Annotated in this window: 11 protein-coding genes; 3 read left to right on the top strand and 8 right to left on the bottom strand. The window is 57.8% G+C overall.

Annotated elements, in window-relative coordinates:
* Window positions 1-51: 51 nt before the first annotated feature.
* Window positions 52-1,542 (bottom strand): LCP family protein, encoded by a 1,491-nt coding sequence (locus BISA_RS10665; RefSeq protein WP_033891928.1) that lies wholly within the window; start codon window positions 1,540-1,542, stop codon window positions 52-54.
* Window positions 1,543-1,931: 389 nt separating this feature from the next.
* Between BISA_RS10665 and BISA_RS10660 the strand changes: the two genes are divergently transcribed.
* The 3 genes from BISA_RS10660 (at window position 1,932) to BISA_RS10650 (ending at window position 5,366) form a co-directional block, all read left to right on the top strand.
* Window positions 1,932-3,344: an FtsX-like permease family protein gene (locus tag BISA_RS10660; protein ID WP_033891927.1), complete on the top strand. Its 1,413-nt coding sequence runs from the start codon at window positions 1,932-1,934 to the stop codon at window positions 3,342-3,344.
* Entirely contained in the window at window positions 3,341-4,549 is a 1,209-nt protein-coding gene (locus BISA_RS13125) for an ATP-binding cassette domain-containing protein (protein ID WP_033891926.1), read from the top strand. The genes BISA_RS10660 and BISA_RS13125 overlap by 4 nt, the downstream gene beginning before the upstream one ends.
* A gap of 106 nt (window positions 4,550-4,655) precedes the next feature.
* Entirely contained in the window at window positions 4,656-5,366 is a 711-nt protein-coding gene (locus tag BISA_RS10650) for an HD domain-containing protein (RefSeq protein WP_033891925.1), read from the top strand.
* Between the two features lie 120 nt (window positions 5,367-5,486).
* Here BISA_RS10650 and BISA_RS10645 read toward each other — a convergent pair whose 3' ends face one another.
* The 7 genes from BISA_RS10645 to BISA_RS10615 all read right to left on the bottom strand — a co-directional run bounded on the left by BISA_RS10645 (window position 5,487) and on the right by BISA_RS10615 (window position 19,214).
* Entirely contained in the window at window positions 5,487-6,347 is an 861-nt protein-coding gene (locus BISA_RS10645; RefSeq protein WP_033891924.1) for a class II glutamine amidotransferase, read from the bottom strand.
* 167 nt (window positions 6,348-6,514) lie between these two features.
* A complete protein-coding gene (locus tag BISA_RS10640) occupies window positions 6,515-9,061 on the bottom strand; it encodes a KUP/HAK/KT family potassium transporter (RefSeq protein ID WP_051917546.1) in 2,547 nt (848 codons plus the stop codon).
* Between the two features lie 478 nt (window positions 9,062-9,539).
* A complete protein-coding gene (locus tag BISA_RS10635) occupies window positions 9,540-10,496 on the bottom strand; it encodes a TatD family hydrolase (protein ID WP_033891923.1) in 957 nt (318 codons plus the stop codon).
* A gap of 17 nt (window positions 10,497-10,513) precedes the next feature.
* A complete protein-coding gene (locus tag BISA_RS10630; RefSeq protein WP_051917545.1) occupies window positions 10,514-12,067 on the bottom strand; it encodes an MFS transporter in 1,554 nt (517 codons plus the stop codon).
* Window positions 12,064-13,326, bottom strand: a complete 1,263-nt coding sequence (locus BISA_RS12675; protein ID WP_051917544.1) for a LacI family DNA-binding transcriptional regulator — start codon at window positions 13,324-13,326, stop codon at window positions 12,064-12,066. Before BISA_RS12675 ends, BISA_RS10630 begins: the two co-directional genes overlap by 4 nt.
* 324 nt (window positions 13,327-13,650) lie before the next feature.
* Window positions 13,651-15,057 carry an MFS transporter gene (locus tag BISA_RS10620; RefSeq protein ID WP_033891922.1) on the bottom strand — a complete coding sequence of 469 codons (1,407 nt, stop codon included), beginning with the start codon at window positions 15,055-15,057 and terminating at the stop codon, window positions 13,651-13,653.
* Between the two features lie 101 nt (window positions 15,058-15,158).
* On the bottom strand, window positions 15,159-19,214 hold the full coding sequence (locus BISA_RS10615; RefSeq protein WP_033891921.1) for a fibronectin type III domain-containing protein: 4,056 nt from the start codon (window positions 19,212-19,214) through the stop codon (window positions 15,159-15,161).
* Between the last annotated feature and the right edge of the window lie 5 nt (window positions 19,215-19,219).

The following is a 19,219-nucleotide window of genomic DNA, read 5'->3' as shown; positions in this document are numbered from 1 at the left end:
ACGCGTACGCTTTGGCATACCGTGCAAAAGCCAATTGAGGCATCTACCATGTCAGTACTTCACACCGCAGTAGGTGACTTCGATATAGCGGCTGGCCAGACCAATGTACTGGCCCGTAACCTGACTGCGGATGGCACCGGTTTCAGGATCAATGATGCCACCAGTTTCCGCATCGATGATGGTGCCGTCAGCCTGCTTATAGGTGTTGGTGGCGGCATCATAAGTCGAACCATCTGAAGAATCGGAGGAGCCGGTGTTCGAGTCGGTCGAGGTGGAAGAATCAGTGCCGGAATTCGAAGAGGAATCCGAGCTAGAGTCGCTCGACTTGGACTCGTCAGAGGAGCTGGAGGAATCAGAGCTCGAGTCGCTCGAGCTGGAGGAATCATTAGAGGATGAGCCAGTGTTGGCATCATCCACAAGCGGCTGAGCGTTGCGCAGCTTCTCCCATACATCATCCGCACCAGCGGCCAGCTGGCTGCGGTTCGCGTCCTGAGCCCATGCGGTAACCGGAATCGTCTGCGAATACAAACGATTCATATTAAAGTCCTTCATACTGGCGGCAAGACCAGCAAGCACTGTAGCATCAGCCAAGCCCTGACTCATCTGTACGGATTCCAAACCAGCCTTCGCCAGCTGATAAAGCTGTGCCGAATGAGTCAGCATATTCTTTTCCAGCACAGTCTTTATCAAACGCTTGATGAGATACTGCTGGCGTGTGGTACGCATAGTATCCGAACCATCGGTACCAGCACCGTGACGCATACGCGCAAACTGGGTAGCAGTATTGCCATCGAGATGCTGCATGCCTTGGCCCAATTCAATACCGGTGTAGCCATCACGGGTATACGTAGGAATGCAGATGTCAACGCCACCAATGGCATCAATCATCTTGGAAAGACCGCTGAAGTCCACCACCATGAACTGCTGAATTTCCATGCCGCTGAGGTAATTGACTTCGTTCATCGTGCAGCTCGCAGCAGAAGCAATATCGCCACCCTGAGAATACGCATTGGGGAAGATGGAGTTGAACATCACCGAAGACTGGGCGTACATGGTGCCGTTTGAAGTTTCACAGCCTGGAGTGGAAACCATCAAATCACGAGGAATGGAAACAAGATTAACGAACTTACGGTCTGCAGAAATCTGCAGAATCATTGTGGTATCTGCATTATGGAGGCCAGAAACACCGGCGTCATCGCCACCCACTGCAGCATTGCCTTCACCATCGCGCGTATCCTGACCAATGAGCAAAATGTTAATCGGCGTATTGGCATACGGGTCGACCGGCAGAATATCAACCTTTTTACCATTGGATTTTTGCACAATAACATCGATGCCCTGCTGATCGACAGTCTTGGCAATATCCGCCCAAGTTACCCCGGCAAACGTGCCGACGAAAGCCAGCACCGCGAGCACACCCAGAGACACTCCTTTAGCGACCTTATGACTTACGCGGTACGCCGCAGTATGGTGCGGACCCTGCACCTTCTGCCAACCGAAATTCGGAGCTGGCCGATTTCTGTGCGCACTACGTTTTGCCATAACCACTGCCTTCCTGATTTATGGGCGGGAGTTCACTGTTCTTTAACCATGACACCCGCAAATGCTTCAGGTGCTTGCTCATACGTCGTTGGTCAGTGTACCAGAATGGGCTGAAACCGTTGGAAATCCGCCAAATTACAGCTGAATCTTCGTATTTGTAGGGGGTATTGACCGCCTGAAATACTCAAAAATGAATCATCTGCGTTACATTCGGCGTTATTGCCCACACAATATTGACATTTTCCGCACAGGCGTCACTCAATTCCCAGAATATTCTCAGACTTCATTGAGAGGTATAACAGTAATGCGCAAGACAACGGTCACGAAGCGCAATAATAGTGGAGCCGTATTGATTAGTTTCGGCTTAGGAGAACGGGAGAGGTACACATATGTTCGTCCTCAGCAACGCCTGGCGGGCTTTGATGCGTTCCAAGGGACGCGCGGCCCTCACTGCGCTTATCGCGCTGGTAGTCACGTTCGGCACGGTTGCCGGACTGGCCATCGTGCAAGAAAACCACACTGCACACACTGACGATTATGACGTGCAAAAAGCCACGCTGGCCATTCGCCCGAGTGCGGCCGCCTGGAAGAAGGCCTCCGTTACGGACTCGGCAACCACCAAGCAGTACATGACGTGGACGGACTACACCGAGTACGCCACCATCATTCAGCAGGCTGGCGTAACGCTGGACTTCACCGTGACCGAAACTGTGCCGGCACGCGTTTCCGGCGATCTCAAGGCCCTGAGCGGCGATAAGCTCAGCTCCGCCTCCGACGACAAGACCGGCGGCCAACTCATCTGGCGCGCGTTCTGGACCAAGGACGCCGCCGCAGCCAATGACCTTGGCACGTTCAAAATCGTGAGCGGCAAGAACCTGAGCTACAATAACCAGTCCTCCAACCCGAACACTACAGGCGCACTGGTCTCCTCCGCATTCGCCAAGGCCAACAATTTGAAGGTTGGCGACAAGTTCAAGGTCGCCACCGCTTCCGATGCTTCCACGACTTACGAACTCACCGTGCGCGGCATCTACGAGTACACGGCATCCGCCGATGCAGATAACCCTGTGGTCACCGCCCGCAACCGTGAGAACGCCATCTTCACCAATTACCAGACCTTCGCCAAGGCCGGTCTGGATCCGCAAACCAGCGACTCTTCAGTGAGCGGCTGGAAGGTTCCTGATCTGAACGTGGTGTTCAACGCCACGGACGTTGCCGGCTACAAGAAACTCGTCAAGACGTTCAAGAAGTCCAAGCTACCGGCTTCCGGCTACACCGTCTCCTCCCCTTCGCTCGAGGCCTACACCAAGTCGCTGGAACCGCTTGATGCGGTGGCCGGCAACGTCAAGACCGGCACAGTGGTGCTGCTTACTGTGGGCGGCATTCTACTGCTCGCCTTGGTGCTCGTTGGCGTGTGGGGCCCGAAGCGTGACGATGAAATCGGCATGGCTCTGGTCTCTGGCGTCTCGCGCGGCCGCTTGGGCTGGCAGTTCATGCTGGAAGTGTTCTTCGTTACACTGCCGTTCTATGTGATTGGCCTGGTGGCCGGCGTATTCGGCACCAAGCCGTTGGCATCCGCCATCGCCTCCGGCCACGAAGTCACCGCCTCCTCCTCGCTGATCTGGCAGATGGTTTGGGGCGGCCTCGGAACCATTCTGGTGCTCGCTATTCTGGCTGCTCTGCGACTGGCATTCTTCCGCTCCAACAAGCTCTTCGCCGCTGACGGCGACTGGGGTTCGGTGAGCGAAACCGAAACGATTGAATCCGAATCCAACCACGATGAGGCGGAGGCACAGGCATGAGCGAGAAGAACATCAAGGATCAAGAGAACCTGGACGCAAAGTCCGAGGAGCTGGACGCTAAGGGCAAAGCTGAAGAGCCCGCCCCAGCCGATTCAATCCAGTTCAGCGTCATGTTTGATGATGACGACGAAGCAGATGCTACTGAGGATACTGAAGCTGCGGGTGCAGCAGACAGTATTTACAGCAGTCTGGCAGCTGCAGAGGCATCCGTTGCAGCGGATGCGCCCGAAGACGAGACCGATACTGGTTCGGACGAGCAAGACTCCAGCGAGACCGCCGCTGATGCCGAAGCAGAATCCGAGCCCAGCGAAGCCGAAGCCGATGCGCTTGCCTCCGCTGATACTTCCGCTGCAGCCACCGCTCGCAATGCCGAGCGCGTAAACGAGACGCTTAACTTGGCGAAGTCTGAGCCCAAGGATGATTTGTCCGCTCACGAGGATAAGTCCCGCAAGGCGGAACCGGCCATGACTTTGGCCTCACGCATCGATCGCGTGCTGGTTGGCGGCGGCGCGGATGACGTGCTGCTCAAGACCTATCCGACCTTTGCATTGAACAAGGTCACCCTGGCAGGGGCCAAGGGCAAGGTCAATGTGCTCGACGGTGTGGAATTCGCATGCTATGCCGGTCATTCGTATGCCGTACTGATCAGCGATGATGCGGATTCCGAACTGACCGCGGATGTTAAGCGTCGCGCGCTGATGGGCGTGATGACCGGGCTCGTGCAGCCAACTTCCGGCGCAGTGATGAACAAGAGTGCTAATATCGCCGAGCTCGAGCCAGTGGAATTGCGCGGACATCGTTTGGGTATTGTGCCGCAGCTGCACGCCTTGCAGCCGTACTTGGACGCGGAGCACAACGTGCTGTATGCAATGGAGGCTTCCAACCGCAACTTCCTGAAGCCGAAGCCGGTCATTGCTCGCGAACTGCTCGCCAAGGTCGGCTTCTCTGAGGCCACGACCGGCGTGGCAGTGGGCAAGCTGCCGGAAGTGCAGCAGCGTTTGGTGGCCATCGCCCGCGCCATCAGCACCGAGGCCGAGGTGCTGATTCTCGACGAGCCAACCCGCGGCCTGAACGATGATGACACGGTTACCGTGTTCGCCGCATTGGCCAAGCTGGCACACAGCGGCGATCCGAAGCATTGCGTCATCGTGCTGACTGCTTCGCGCGAAATCGCCGAGGCAGCAGACACTTTGTTTGAAATCTGATTGGCACATGTAATCATTCCAGTGGAGGGCGGCAAACTACCGCCCTCCACTGCTATCCGCGATATTCTTAGTGTGGATGCGTCTACGATGACTGGAGCTGCGCACTATGAGCGGATATATTCCTACGCTGGAGCAGATTGACGAGCTGCATAAGAAAATCGCCCCTTCTCAGGAGGCGTACGACCTTGTACATACGCATTGCGTGATTGTGGCAACCATCGGTTGCCAGATTGTGCGCAGACAGAACGCTTTGTTCACGCGCCGCTGCACGCTGCCGGCTGGCGGTGAATCTTTAGTCCCCTCCCCCGATGGCGTAACCGGTGGTCAAGTGCCGCCGCGCCTGCTGGACGAGCATCTGGTGCTTATCGGCGGCTTGCTGCATGACATTGGCACTTATAAGGTGTTCAAGCATGACGGCACCGATGGCGAGCCGTTGAAATTCAGCGGCAAGAAGTACATCCTGCACGGGCTCAAGGGATACGAATACCTGTTGAGCGAAGGCGTGGATGAGTCCATCGCCCAGTTCGCGCGCAATCATACCGGCGTTGGGCTGAATCGTGAGGCCGTGATTAAGCAGAATCTGCCGCTGCCGCCAGATGATTATGTGCCGGTCAACTTGGAACAGGAAGTCGTGATGTACGCCGATAAGTTCCACAGCAAGTCCACCCCGCCGAAGTTCCTGCAAGTGGATGCGTACAGCGCTAAAGCCGCCCGCTATGGCGAGGAGAACAAGCAGCGTTGGCTGGAATTGGTGGCCAAATATGGCGTGCCGGATATTCCTGCGCTGGCCGAGAAGTATCACATGCGGATGATCTGAGTCCCCGTCTTTTTCAGTTGGCTCCCCTCAGTCAGCTATGCTGACAGCTCCCCTCACAGAGGGGAGCCAGAACTATCAGCCTATGGGTAAACTCTCCCCAGGTGGGAGCCAGAATACATCTCAGATGGAGCGCAGGCGGAAGGTGCCGTTGCGGTTGGATGCCACGATCATCTGATCGTTTTCGAGCTCGTTCCAACCATCCTGGTCGTAGCCGGACGAGGACACCACCACGCCCGCCTGCTTGCCGTCTGCATCGGTGAGTGCACGGTAGCGCATCACACGGTAGTCGGCGGCCTGATGGCCGCGGCCGTATTCGTCGTAGATTTCCACGATGCGCGGGCTGGTCTTCTCGCGTCCGGCCGCGCACAATGCCACCATCTGGTCTTCGGACTGGATGATGCAGTTGTAGCTGGACTTCGGGTATGCCTGGCGCAGTTCGCGCACAGCCTGAGCAACCGCCTCATCAAGCGGGAAACCAAAACCGATGTATTCCAGAATCACCGCAAAGAAAATCGCGGAATCGGAACGACCGCCAGTGGAAAGCAACACGCTGTGATCCACAGGGTAGGAGCGATTGGTCACAATGTTGCGACCGTTCGCATCGGAGATATCGCCGTTATGAATGAAGCTCAAACCGTTGGCATAGAACGGGTGCTGGTTCTCCATGATGAGCGGCAGATTGGAGCTGGCCAGGCGCAGGTGCCAGATGGCACCGCGAGCCGGCTCGGAAGCCAATGCGTCAAATGTGGTATCGAAGCGGGCGGCAATCGTGGACTTGTAAATCTTCACGCCGGTTTCAGGCGAGGGAGCGCCGCCGTCGCGCACGTATGGAGTTTCGGCGGGGTTGGCCAGTTGAGCCACGCCCCAACCATCATTGTGGATTTCTGAGAGGTCGCGGAAGTCCTCGACGTTCTTCACGCCGAGAATGTCGTTAAGGCTCAGGTCAGCACCTGCCGTCGCGTATCCCAGTAATCTGCACATAGTATGACAATCTACCGGCGAAGCTCAGCGACGTGCGGGCTTGGTTATAGGTGTTGCTTATAGAGCGTGATGAACAAGGAAAGTGAGACTGACATTCCGCAGCTCCCCTCAGTCTCACTACGTTCGACAGCTCCCCTCAGAGAGGGGAGCCAGAGGGGAAGCAATGGTTATTTGCGATTCTTTTTGGTCGTGTGATTGGTCATATGGGCTACTGCGGTGGCGTCGGCCTTAGTGAAGTCAGACTTGGTTCTGGACTTTGGCACAGGGCGCTTTTCCGGTGCCTCCATCGAAGATTCCACTTGCTTGACCAGTTCGCCAAGCCCGACTGTTGTGTCGAGTGGATCAGGGATGGCAGCCGGATCGGCCTTGTGGCGAGATGGCACCGGGGCCACACGCGGCGCATCCGTACGCTTCAAACGCGGAGGCCTACGCGTGGAAACGAACAACGGCTGCACTTCGACCAGCGGATTGTATGGTGCCAAGCCGAACCATTTCACTGGCGAGCCGGCCATGTGGCGAATCGCATACTTGGCTTGCAGCGACAGCGCGCCGCGGGCCGACACTTTGGATTCCGGCATAAGCGCCTTGTGAATCAACACGTAGCGAATCGTACCAATATCCGGATCCGCATCCACCTTGGGGTACAGCGACTGCTGTTTCGGCAGCTCACCAGTTTTCGACAAATCATGCATGATTTGGTGAATGTACGCCGGAATGGATTGGGAAACCTTGAACCCCAAGCGGAATCGCACACGGAACAGGTAGTTCGTGCCGAAGTTCTCCACCGAGTATTCGCGGGTGAACGGCTCGTCCGTGGTTTCCACGCTCACCGCCCACCATGCGCGGGCGCGCTTGGGATGGTCAGCGAAAATGGAGAAGAAGATATCGGTATCGAGTCGCTTGGTTTCCGAATCGGAAGTCAAGTAGACGATGTTATCCGCGAAATACGGGATGCGGAAATCACCGTGCAGCTTATCGAGCGCCGGCAGGAAATCATCCTTACGCATATGCCGACGCTGAGCACGTTCGAGCTTTGTGCCTTCGTTCCACGTGTACATCACGAAGAGAATAGCCAGCGTGAGCAGCATCGTGAACCAGCCGCCGTGCAGGAATTTCGCCATCGAAGCCACGAAGAACATGATTTGAATGGCTAGGAATACCACAGTGAACAGCACAGCACCGAACCGATGGCCATCGTGCCAGATGTAGACCGCGAGCAGCACGGTGGTGGTGATCATCGTGATGGTGAGCGCCAAACCGTAAGCCGCGGAAATATGCTCGGAATCCTTGAAAATAGCAAGTACCAGCAAAGTGGAAACGCAGAGCACACCATTGACCACAGGAATGTAGAGCTGGCCGCGCGTACGGGCCGGGTACCGCACCTGAAGATGCGGCATCCAGTTAAGGCGCGTTGCTTCGGAAACCATCGTGAACGCGCCAGTAATCAGGGCTTGGGACGCAATAACACCGGCGGTGACGGAAAGCACGACGGCAACATAGCGCACATTTGGCGTCATCATTTGGAAGAACGGGTTAAGCGTCTTCATCGTGTTGTATTCGGGGTTGCGGCTGTTAGCCAGCATCCATGCGCCTTGGCCGAAGTAGTTGCATACCAGCGCAACCTTGATGAACGGCCAAGTGAAGTAAATGTTGCCGCGGCCCACATGGCCCATGTCAGAGTAAAGGGCCTCAGCACCGGTGGTGGAGAGGAACACCGTGCCCATCAACGCAATACCGGCAGCATTGTGCGGGCTGAATAGGAATTGGATGCCATAGACCGGGTTGAGGGCTTCAAACACGGTCCAATCGTTGGACAGGTTGAACAAGCCCACAACGGCGAGGAAGCTGAACCAGACGAGCACAATCGAGCCGAAAACACGACCGATGGATTCGGTTCCGCGTGACTGTACGGAGAACAGCACCACGATAATGACCACCGTGATCATCAGGGTGAGGCTTGGATTGTCGTCAAAAAGCTGCTCAAGCGGAGGCAAGGTCTGCAGGCCCTCGACTGCGGAGCTGATGGAAACCGCTGGCGTGAGCACTGAATCAGCGAGGAAGGCTGCACCGCCGAGCATGGCGGGGATTGCCAGCCATGCGCCATAGCGGCGAATCAGGGAATACAGTGCGAAAATGCCGCCTTCGCCATTGTTATCGATTTTCATGGCGATGAGCACATATTTCACAGTGGTGATTAGTGTGATAGACCAGAACACCAGCGATAACATGCCGAGCACAGCGGCACGGTCCACATTGCCGAGGCCGCCTTGGCCGGAAAGGAAGGTTTGGGCGGTGTAGAGCGGTGAAGTACCGATATCGCCATACACCACGCCGAGAGCCACAATGGCCATACTCCACGTGATTTTGTTTGGGCCGGATTGCAGCCTCGCCCACCAGCGGCCGATGCGGCCTTTTGCTGCAGTGGAGGCGAGTTTCTCTGCCTCTTTGTCTTCGGCCTCGCGTTGTTTGGCGAGCGCCTCGCGTTCTTCGCGGGTCAGCGTGCGGCGAGACACCTTGGGAGCATTGGTGTAGGTGTCTGCCCTGAGCAGTGCGGCTTCTTCCTTCTTCAGCGCGATGGCAGTCTGCTCAGCTTGAGTTGCCGCTGCTCGCTTTGTATTTGTTGGTTTTTGTTTGGTTTGTTTCGCCTGTTTGTTGGCGGATTCGGCCTGAGTTTGTTTTCGGGCGCGCGAAGATTGTTTGCTCGACTCAACCATACGTTCAGTCCTCCACACGGGCCCCAACTGCATCCCGTGAACTATCCATCTCTCTTAATATCGAAATGACATGGTAGCGCCCCTACGGATTTTTCACAACTTACAAAAACAGGGCAGCCTGTCTATTTTTTACTCGCACAGTACTCAGCCAAGCGGTCAGTTACCACACATTTTTCGCGGCGCATTCCGGGGATTGCGTCGCCCCAGCCATCTCCTCGCGGCGCATTCCGGGGATTGTAACGAGTCCCCCACCGATTCTCGCCACATTCCGGGAAATGCGCCGTACAGGAGCCCGAAAAGGCGCACTTTGCGACGCAATACCTGGAATGCAGCGCACACGCACCGCACACACAGCACTTTCCGGAGAATGCGTCGCTCAGGGACCCGAAAAGGCGCACTTTGCGACGCAATACCCGGAATGCGACACATAGGAGCTGCACACGCGCTACATTCCCCGGAATACGTCGGGCGGCAAGCTTCAGATACCGTACACAGTTCGCGTCGTGGCTCGTGTGCCACGCGCGACTTCAGTCACCGGCAGATCAAGCGCATCAGCCATGGCTCGCAGCGTATACGGAATCATGTAGGGCGCATTCGTGCGGCCGCGGTATGGCATCGGCGTCAAATATGGCGCATCAGTTTCCACCATCGCGTGATCGAGACCCACAATCCGCAACGATTCGCGGATGCCCTCATTGCCCTTATAGCTCACTGTGCCGGAGAAGCTCAGATACCAGCCCTGTTCGCGCGCGATTTCACCCATTTCGCGGTCTCCGGAATACGAGTGGAACACGGTCCGCTCCGGAGCGCCATCCGCGAGCAACGTTTCGATGACTTCGCGATGCGAGTCACGGTCATGAATCTGCATCGGCAAATTCAGCTCTTTTGCCAATGCGATATGTGCACGGAATGCCTCGCGTTGTAGCTCTTTAGCCCCTTCACCGGTGCGGAATAAATCCATGCCGGTTTCGCCAATGGCCACTACTTGTTCCGGGTATTGCGTTGCCAGACGATGCACTTCGGCGAGCGCATCCTCGAAACTCACATCGTGGTACGGCTTGTATTTGAGCGGCAGTCCATCCGGCCCGGGGACCCCGCGATGGCCGTGGAGCACTGCTTCATTGGGGTGTATTGCGAGCGCCGCGTGCACATTACCCGGATGATCAAGGGCCATTTGCACGGCAGTCATCAGGTGCGGCAGCTCGCAACCGCAGTCGATAATACCCCCAACGCCGACAGCTTGCGCTTGTACGAGCAGTTGGTCCACATCGTAGACCGGCACAGGATCCTGCCCTTTGGTTTGCGCTTCGTGATCCATGGCGCGCGCGAATGGCACGACGGATGCCACATGGGTGTGATTATCGATGACTTGGGCGTCTTCCGGCAATGCTTCAGGTGCCGGCGCCCAGCTACGGTCGCGATGATGCTTGCTCATGATGCTCCAGTGTATGCCTACCGCCAGCATTGTTGGTAGGGCAAGCCGGTTAAGCGTTCGACTATGTGCCGGGTTTCTGCGTCTGCGTCCGCCTTGGCTCCACCATTGCGCAGTCGGGTAATTTCGCTCAGCACCATGGAATCCGTGCGCTTATTGATGACTAAGTGCGCTGAAATAATCCAACAAATAATCATCGCAAATGCAAACCAGCCGAGCAGTACTGCACCCAAGCCCACTTTGGCAGCTACGCTTTGCTGAGACAGAGTTGCATCAAATCCGACTGTACCCAAAACAAGCCCGACGCAAATGGTGCCGATACCCGACCCGAGTTGGCGGAACGATGCTTGAATACCAGCAAAGGTGGCTGAACGGTAGCGGCGGGTGACTATCTGATCGATATCGGCAATATAGGGGAATACCGCCCATGGCAGGTATCCGCATAATGATTTGAAGGCAAAGAACCAGAGTGCGCCGGCGATGGCGAACACGGTCCACGCGGCCGGCTGCATGGTATCGGCCAGCATCCAAGCGGCGAACATCCATGCCACTCCAATCAGGCAGCCAACGAAGTTGATGGCATACAGGCGTTTCGGCCCAATACGTGTCATAGCCCAGCCGAATACCGGCATCAGCGGCATGGAGATGGCCGTACAGCCGAGCAGCAGAGAGGCGAACGCGGCCGTGCGGTTCCAGTCGTAGACCACGAAGAACACGAACGTCTGACCGAACACGTCCATCGAAACCTGCACGAGCAGGTAAATGGCCAAATGTTTGCGGAATTCCTTGACCCGTAACGTGGTGGCATATTCGCGCATCACTTTGCCGGCTCGCCTCAGCCAGCCGCCCCAGCCAATGCGCCCTTCATGCTTTTCACCGCGTGCGTACGCACCAAAGCCGGCTTCTTCCGGGCTCATCTCCCAGGTACTGCGCCAGCACGCGAACACGGCAAGTGCGAACAGCACAGTGGTGGCAATCGTGAAAATCATGTAGCCGGTCGGTGTGCGTTCGCCAAAAATAGCAAGTACTGCGCCACCGGCCAGCGGAATCAGTGTGGCCGCACTCGTGGAGATGAACATACGCACGGTGGATAGTTTGGTGCGACTGTTGAAGTCGGGCGTCATTTCGCCGGGCAGTGGGTTATACGCGGTTTGAAACAGTTGTGCGAGCACCACCCAGAACACATAGGCGGCGGCATAAGCGGCGAGCGGAAGTCCCGGAATCCATAGAAAAATGCCGAGCAGCAACAGCGGTCCGATAATCATCAGCAGAAAGCGGCGACGGCCGAATCGTAAGCCAATGTGATAACGGTACAGGTTATCGTCGAATACACCGAATAGCAGCGCAGCAGCCGCGCTAATCAGCGCGCTCAAGCCGATTACCGACTGCGCTGTGGCGATAGACATGCCGCAGAACGTAGTCCAAAACAAGGAAAGATAGGCAGCAATAATGGTGAGCTGACCGCCGCCATAGAAGTCGCCAATACCAAAACCAATGGCATTGCGCAGCGTTATTTTGCGCACACCCGGGTTGCCGAGGGCTTCGCTCAGTGCATTACTACTACCATCGCTCATTCCGCGCGCCTCTCCCCAACAGATCTGCGCACAATAATAGACGTGTCTACCAAGGTTACGTTGGCGAGCTGCTCATCTTCATTGCGCACGCCCAGTTCCTTGAGCCGATCCATCAGTTGAGCGTCTGCAGGATTACGCAACGAGCCTGGCTCACGGCCGAGCAGCAATCGCACGGCCTCCTGGCCAATCTGAGCGCGCGGAATACGAATCGAAGTTATCGGCGGCGTAACCACCGGGGCAATAAGCGTGTTATCGAAACCGATTACCGAAACATCTTCCGGTACGCGCACGCCGTCCGCGGTCAAGCGCAGCACAATACCGGCCGCAATCAAATCGTTATAGGTGATGACGGCGGTGGGTTTGGAATTTTCGAGCGCGAGCGCCGCCTGATACCCGCCTTCGACGCTCGGACTCACCGGGCCAATGTGATTCATGCGGAAACCCATGCGCTGGCCAACGTCATGCAGGCAGGACCAGCGGGATTGATTTGCCCACGACGTATTGCCCGAAATGTAGGTGATTGCAGCGTGATGGTAGCGGCGCAGCATGCTCAGCGCACGCACTACGCCAATGCGCGGGTCAGGCACCACGCTTGGCACGCCATCCACCGGGCGGTTCAAAACCACGAGCGGTACGCGCTTGGCATAGTCGCGGATGAAATCGATGCCGGGCGAATCGGTGGCAAGAATTACACCGTCGACTTTGCCGACGAGATGCGTAAGCAGCTGCTGCGTGCGCTGCTGGGATTGGCCGGCTTCGATCAGGCCTACTGCGCTGCCGGATTCCATGGCAGTGATTTGCGCGCCTTTAAGAATCTGTGAGGAGATGCCGTCCGTGGTGTCTTTGACTACGAGAGCGATCACTCCTCCGCTGGTTGTTGACGTCGGCATCGATGCGCCGGCAGGACTGCCGCTGTTGGTGGTTTGGTTTGGGATAGTTTGGAAAGTATTCGATTGATGCGCGCGGTTGGATTGGAATTGTTGCGCTGATGATGTGTGATTGGACGCGCGATCAAATGTGTGGCCGAATTGATTCGGCTGCGATTGCTGCACTGCAGCAGAGGTGCGCGCATGCTTGGGATTTGGGCGATAGCCAAGTTTTTCCGCGACCTCCCGCACGTGCTCCACGGTTTGGAAGTTCACGCGATCGGGATTGCTGAAAACGCGGGAGACGGTGGAGATGGCGACGCCTGCTGCGTCGGCAACATCGGCCAGGCGCACGCGGTCGGTTGCTTTGACTTTATGCTGTTCCTGCACCATCTCAACCCTCCTTGATGTATTTAACTATATATAGGAATAGCTCCCCTCTTCAGAGGGGAGCCAGAGAAATCATGCGGAGAGCGGCTCGCCTTGGAATACGGTATCGGCTTAACGCCGACGCTGTTTCTGTGCGGCTTCGCCGCGCTACTCTCCCTCCGTCAGCTTCGCTGACACCTCCCTCAACAGAGGGAGGCAGCACGTATCATGCTCAGGCTTCGACAGCCTCAACCAGCAATTACTGACTGGCCTGCGGCCAGGCTCAGTATCACCTCACGACTGCCGTCGTTCGGCCTCGGCTACAGACAATCCACCGGATTGTCTGCTTCACGCCTCGGCCTTGGCGTGACGCTCGGCGAGCTCGGCCTTGATCTGCTTGAACTTCTCCTCGGTGACCGGGTAGAAGAACATGATCGCGGCGGAGATCACGAAGCCAATCAGCGGCACGAGACCAGCAGCGAGACGCAGGTTCTCGGCAACGGTCGGATCCTGAGCCACATTCATGCCGGACTTGTAGCCGGTGAAGGCGAGGATGGCCGGGCCGAGCCAAGAGGTCAGGGCGCCGAACATCTGGCGGAAGAAGCTCAGGCCAGCCATGGCAGCACCATCAGTGCGCTTACCGGTCTTCCACTCGTAATACTCAACGGTGTCGCCTTCCATGCCCCAGACGTAGTTGCCGCAGAACTGAGCACCGATAGCGTTCAGAGCCAGGCCCACGAGGGACAGCCACACGTTGGTGACGAAGATGAACATCACACCACCGAGGATGCCGAGTGCGCAGCCGAGGTACCAGCCGCCCTTCTTGCCGAGGTGACGAGCGATAACCGGGCCGAACGGGGAGGCAATCACACCAATAGAGGCGTTGATCAGGGTGACGAGCGTGGTGATGAGGGCCAGCGTACCGGCGTCAGCACCGTTGGCGAGCACTTCCTTGGCGATGATAGGTCCAATGGAGCCAACGCAGGTGGCGATCAGGTAGAAGCCGGTTGCGAAGCACAGGATAAGCAGGGCCGGGTTCTGGAAGATGGCCTTCAGCGTATCGATGAAGGAGACCTTCGGCTGGGTCGGCACATCAATCTGCTCGATGGTGGTCTTGTACAGGAAGACATAAATCAGAGCGCCGACCAAGCAGAAGATGCACACGATTGGAAGCATGAGCTTAGCGAGTGCAGCCTGATCCTTGACGTTGTTGATAGCCGGAGCCAGGGTGAAGGTGACAATCAGGCCGAACAGAGCGCCGCCAACCATACGGGAGGAGGACAGGCGCTGGCGCTCGTTCTGATCCTGGGTCATAGCACCAAGCAGTGCGCCGTAGGGCACGCCGCCGAGGGCACCGAACAGCTGGTAGAGCAGGTAGGTGACGATGGCCCATGCCACCTTGACGCCCATCTCAGCGTTGGCCGGAATGGTGTACATCAAGCAGATGGCAACCATCATCGGCACGCCAAAGATGACCACCAGACGGCGGAACTTGCCGTTCTTGTTCGGCTTGACGCGGTCGGCATAATTGCCGGCGAGCAGGTAGACAACAGCCTGGAAGAAACGGGCGAACAGGAAGATGTTAGCCGTGGTCACTGGGTCGATGCCCATGTAGATGTAGTAGGTGGCCAGGAACATGGACATCATTCGCCAGCCGATGTTGTTGGCAAGATCGCCGGAACCATAGCCAACGATGTTCAGCCAAGTCAGCTTTTGCGGCGTCTTCTTCGCCGGTTGCGCTGTTGCAGTGCTCATTATTGAGAACTCCTTAGTTCTTTCTATTTATTTCCGGTGTGATGCAAGCCTTCCCTTGCATCACACCGTTCGCCACAGCCGAAGCAGCGGCAAAATCTTGATTATTTAATGAGGCAGGGCAGGGATGGGCTGGACTCTGCGGACATGCCGATCGCATTGACTGCGATGACGGATGCCGTGTAGTTGCCGGCCGTCAAGCCCGATACACTCTTGGCTTCCTCGCTGGCCTCGGCCTTGACCACCTTGACGGTGTTCTCGGTGAGGTTGCGCAGGGTCAGCACGTAGGAGGTGATGGCGGTGCCGCCGTCTGCCGGAGCCTTCCAAGTGACGTTCATCGTGTCGGCGGTGGAGGTTACGCCCGGCTTGTTCGGCTTGGCGGGTACTGCGGCCACGATGATCGGCTCACTCGGTTCACACGGCTGAGAAATCTTGTCTTCGCCATTGGTAGCTTCGATGGTCACCTGATAGGTACCGCGCGCCACATCGGTGAAGGTATAGGCGGTGGTGCCGGTCGGGGTCCATGCCACGCGCTTGGGCAGTGCGGCCTCAGCAGAAGCATCAGCCGGGGTCAGGTGAATGTTGGTGCCGCCCTTGCCGAAACCGGAGCGGATGTCCACGTCATTCCAGGAGACAGCCACGGAACCGGATTCCACCAGCAATTCGGCGACTGGAGCCTTGGGCTGCGGCAGTTGATCGTCAACTTCGTTGGCGGTTTCGCGGCCGACCTTGAAGACTTGGGACGTGGCGCTTTCGCCTTCACCGATTTCGTTGCGACCCTGCACGGTGACGGTCCATTCTCCGGCCGGCACGTCGCTGATCAGCGCGTAGGTGTCGGTTCCGGTGACTTCGGCCGGGATGATTTCGCCGGCTGCGTTGGTCAGGGTGAGCTTGGTGCCAAGAATCGGCGAGCGACCATCGGAAGCAAACTTCCAGCTGACCTGCACATCGTGGGACTGCACGGATGCCTTCACGTCGGTAGGTTCGGACGGGATAGCCGGCATGTGAGCATCAGCGTAAACGGCGATTTCCACGAGCTGCAGCGCATACTCGTCGTGTTCGTTCGGGTTGGCGCGCAGCTTGGAGGCTTCCAGCTTGACGAAACGCACGTTGTCTACCGGGGCGAAGTCGAACGCGCGCGGCTTGCCGTTGGCGGGCAGTGCATAGTCATGCTTGTCAACGACCTTGGTCCAAGCGTTGCCGTCTGCGGAGACGGAAATAGTGAAGTCGACCGGGAAGCCTTGGCCCTGGTTCGGATCAAAGGCGCGGTGGCCTGCGGCGAATTCCTGCACACCGCCGACGCCTTCACCTTCGCCGTGGAAGGCTTCGGCAACGGTACCGCCAGGGTTCTCGCCACGCGGGGCAAGCACAACCTGAGCCACGGTGGTCGGCTCGGCGAGCTTCAGGGAAACCCATTCGGAGTGGTTCTCCTTGGTTGGTTCGCTGGACCAGCCGAAGTGGTTGTAATCGGCGTTAAATTCACCATCAACCAGGGAGGCCACGGTCCAGCCGTAGCGCTCGGAGGAGGAACTGACGCGCACGGTTGCGCCCAAGGCCTTGTTGGCGGCCTGGCACTTGCATGGCATCTTGCCAGCGGTGAACTTCACGGTAACGGTGACAGTGTCGCCGTTCTCGCCGGTGTATTCGATCTGACCGGTGTATGCCTTGCCGGATTCGAGGCTGGCCACGTTCACGGTGTAGAACAGCTCCTGCTCGTGGCGCAGATTGCCGGCGAGGCGTTCGAAGCTGATAGAACCATTAGCGTCATCCACCACGCGGGCGGTCCACTTTTCGCTCAGCGCGCCGCCTTCCTGCTTCAGGTGCAGGCAGTGCTTGACGTTGCGGGACACCCAGTCCACGGTGCCGAGATCGATGACTTCGCGGCTGGCACCAATCTTGGCGGGGGCCGGGCGGCCAATCCAGCCGAGGAAGTTGTCTTCGGTGAACTTGAGCTTGCCGTTCTTCACCACGCTCAGGGTTTCGATGAGCTTGGATTCGTAGGTTTCCACTTCGCCGGGCACATGGATGGTGATGGGCAGTTCGGTGAATTCGCCGTGGTCCACGGTGATGGTCTTGGAGCCGGATTCGACTTCGCGAACAGTGCCATCCTGCGTGTTGTGAGCGGAGACCGCCCAGCGGACCTCGAGTTCAGTGCCGTCGATCTCCTCGTCGTTGTAGACGAGCAGCGTGCGCTGGGATGCGGTGCCAAGCTGGTAGATGTGGTGCGGCAGGCCGAGACGCGGCTCCTTGTCGAATTCCTTGTCGAATGCGGCTACATCGGCGTAGGAGTTGGCGAAGTAGCGGTAGCCATCGCCTTCAATCCAGCGGGCGTCGCCTTCGGCGGTCGGGTCGAATTGCGGACGCAGCAGAGCCTTCGGGTTGAGACCGTGCTTGGTGTGCTCCTGATCGAGCTCGATGACCTTCTCGATGTTGTCGTAGATGAACATCGACAGGCAGAACGGCTTCCAGTTGGCCATACGCGTGGTACGAACGCCACGGGTCACGCGGCCCACTTCGCGGCCGAAGTCGGCACGGGAGATGGTGTCCGGGTTGCCGTTCAGGCGGCCGTGGTAGATGTCCTTGATCGTGCCGTCCTCGGCGTATTGCGGGATGCCTGCGGTGGAGACGGAGAACTCTTCGCCAGCGCCGAGCGGTAGGTCGCCGTCGATCTGGTAGAGATCATAGATGTCGGGCGCGGAGGTCATGCCGGAGGGGTAACCGCCGAAGTAGTGGCGGGAGTCCTCGTTGGTGATCGGCTTGTTGAAGCCGTCGTTCATCACCAGACGGGTCGGATCCTCACGATTGGCGGCAGCTTCCAGCGGCGGAATGAGAATCTCGGCGTCGTTCGGGTTCCAGGCCTCGTTGGTGGTGGACCACAGCACGATGGACGGGTGATTGCGGTATTCGCGCACCCAACGCTCAACCCATTCGGTATAGTAGCCGATGGCCTCGTCGGAGTAGTTCAGGTAGTACGGCGGATCGAGGGACACATTGGAGGTAGAACCCGGGTTCCAGAACGCGGTTTCCTCTTCGAGCAGCATGCCGGTTTCGTCCGCATGGTCCATCAGCACATGGGATGGCACGGAACGAATGTGGTTACGGATGATATTGCAGTTGGCGTGGCGGTAGGCATCGAGCCAGGCCTTGGCCATTTCGTCCATTGCGTGGTTGTCGTCAAGGATCACGCCGTAGGAGTCGCCGATCTCGTTGATCAGATCGCGGTCGCCCTGGTTGAGCAGGCACAGGGAGTCGCCGCGCAGGCGAATCTTGACGCCGTTGATGATGTACTTGTCGCCTTCGCGCCAGAACTGGCGGAAGCCGAAACGGTCGGAGTATTCGTGCACCGGCTTGGCATCAGCTTCAGCGATGGCAGCATCCACCGTGTACAGGAATGGGTCGGTGCGGGACCAGTAATGAGCGGTCGACCAACCCTTGGCGAGCTTCACTACCGTGCTTTCGCCGGCTGCAACGTGCACGTCGGCAGGGTCGAAGGTGAGCGCAGCGGTATCGGTATCGCCCTTGAACGGATGCACGGCGGCGGTGAGCTTCAGGTCGGCATCGGCTGCAGTGTGGTTGACGATGGTCACGTTGACGGCGAGTTCGTCGTCGGACGGGTCGGCGTTCTTCTTGAGGTCCGGCATAATCTGCAGATCATCGATGCGCAGTTTCGGCTTGGTGACGATGGCAACGTCCTCGCCGATGCCTACACGGCCGACGATGTTTTCCACGCCGAATGGGAAGAGCAGGCGATCAGGGCCACCCTCAGTGGCCAGCGCGTCCTCCGGCAAAGCCTTGACGGACCAGACTTCAATGCGAATCTCGTTGGCACCGGCCTTGACCACATTGTTGATATCGAGGTCGTACGGCAGCAGGGTCATCAGGTAACCCTTGGTCGTCAGCGGGCCGACGGACTGACCGTTGACGAATACCTTGCCGAGCGTGGCAAGTGCGCCAACGTGAAGGAATACGTCCTCATCGGTGATGTCCTCCGGCAGATCCACGGTCTTGACGTATACACCGTGGTGCAAGCCCTTCTCCCATTCAGCCGGGTAGCCGGTGGTGGCGGGCAACGAGTCCCACCAAGTCGGCACGACGATGTCAAAACGCTCCTGCCCACCGTTCGGGTAGAAGTCCCACACACCATTGAGGTTGAGCCTCATTGCAA

The organism is Bifidobacterium saguini DSM 23967 (genome assembly GCF_000741715.1).
GTDB classification, from domain to species: domain Bacteria; phylum Actinomycetota; class Actinomycetes; order Actinomycetales; family Bifidobacteriaceae; genus Bifidobacterium; species Bifidobacterium saguini.
This window is presented reverse-complemented; position numbering and strand designations above follow the sequence as displayed.

Bases quoted from the DNA above. Each gene is read 5' to 3' on its own strand.
- BISA_RS10665 (WP_033891928.1), bottom strand. From the start codon at position 1,542: ATGGCAAAACGTAGTGCGCACAGAAATCGGCCAGCTCCGAATTTCGGT.
- BISA_RS10660 (WP_033891927.1), top strand. From the start codon at position 1,932: ATGTTCGTCCTCAGCAACGCCTGGCGGGCTTTGATGCGTTCCAAGGGA.
- BISA_RS13125 (WP_033891926.1), top strand. From the start codon at position 3,341: ATGAGCGAGAAGAACATCAAGGATCAAGAGAACCTGGACGCAAAGTCC.
- BISA_RS10650 (WP_033891925.1), top strand. From the start codon at position 4,656: ATGAGCGGATATATTCCTACGCTGGAGCAGATTGACGAGCTGCATAAG.
- BISA_RS10645 (WP_033891924.1), bottom strand. From the start codon at position 6,347: ATGTGCAGATTACTGGGATACGCGACGGCAGGTGCTGACCTGAGCCTT.
- BISA_RS10640 (WP_051917546.1), bottom strand. From the start codon at position 9,061: ATGGTTGAGTCGAGCAAACAATCTTCGCGCGCCCGAAAACAAACTCAG.
- BISA_RS10635 (WP_033891923.1), bottom strand. From the start codon at position 10,496: ATGAGCAAGCATCATCGCGACCGTAGCTGGGCGCCGGCACCTGAAGCA.
- BISA_RS10630 (WP_051917545.1), bottom strand. From the start codon at position 12,067: ATGAGCGATGGTAGTAGTAATGCACTGAGCGAAGCCCTCGGCAACCCG.
- BISA_RS12675 (WP_051917544.1), bottom strand. From the start codon at position 13,326: ATGGTGCAGGAACAGCATAAAGTCAAAGCAACCGACCGCGTGCGCCTG.
- BISA_RS10620 (WP_033891922.1), bottom strand. From the start codon at position 15,057: ATGAGCACTGCAACAGCGCAACCGGCGAAGAAGACGCCGCAAAAGCTG.
- BISA_RS10615 (WP_033891921.1), bottom strand. From the start codon at position 19,214: ATGAGGCTCAACCTCAATGGTGTGTGGGACTTCTACCCGAACGGTGGG.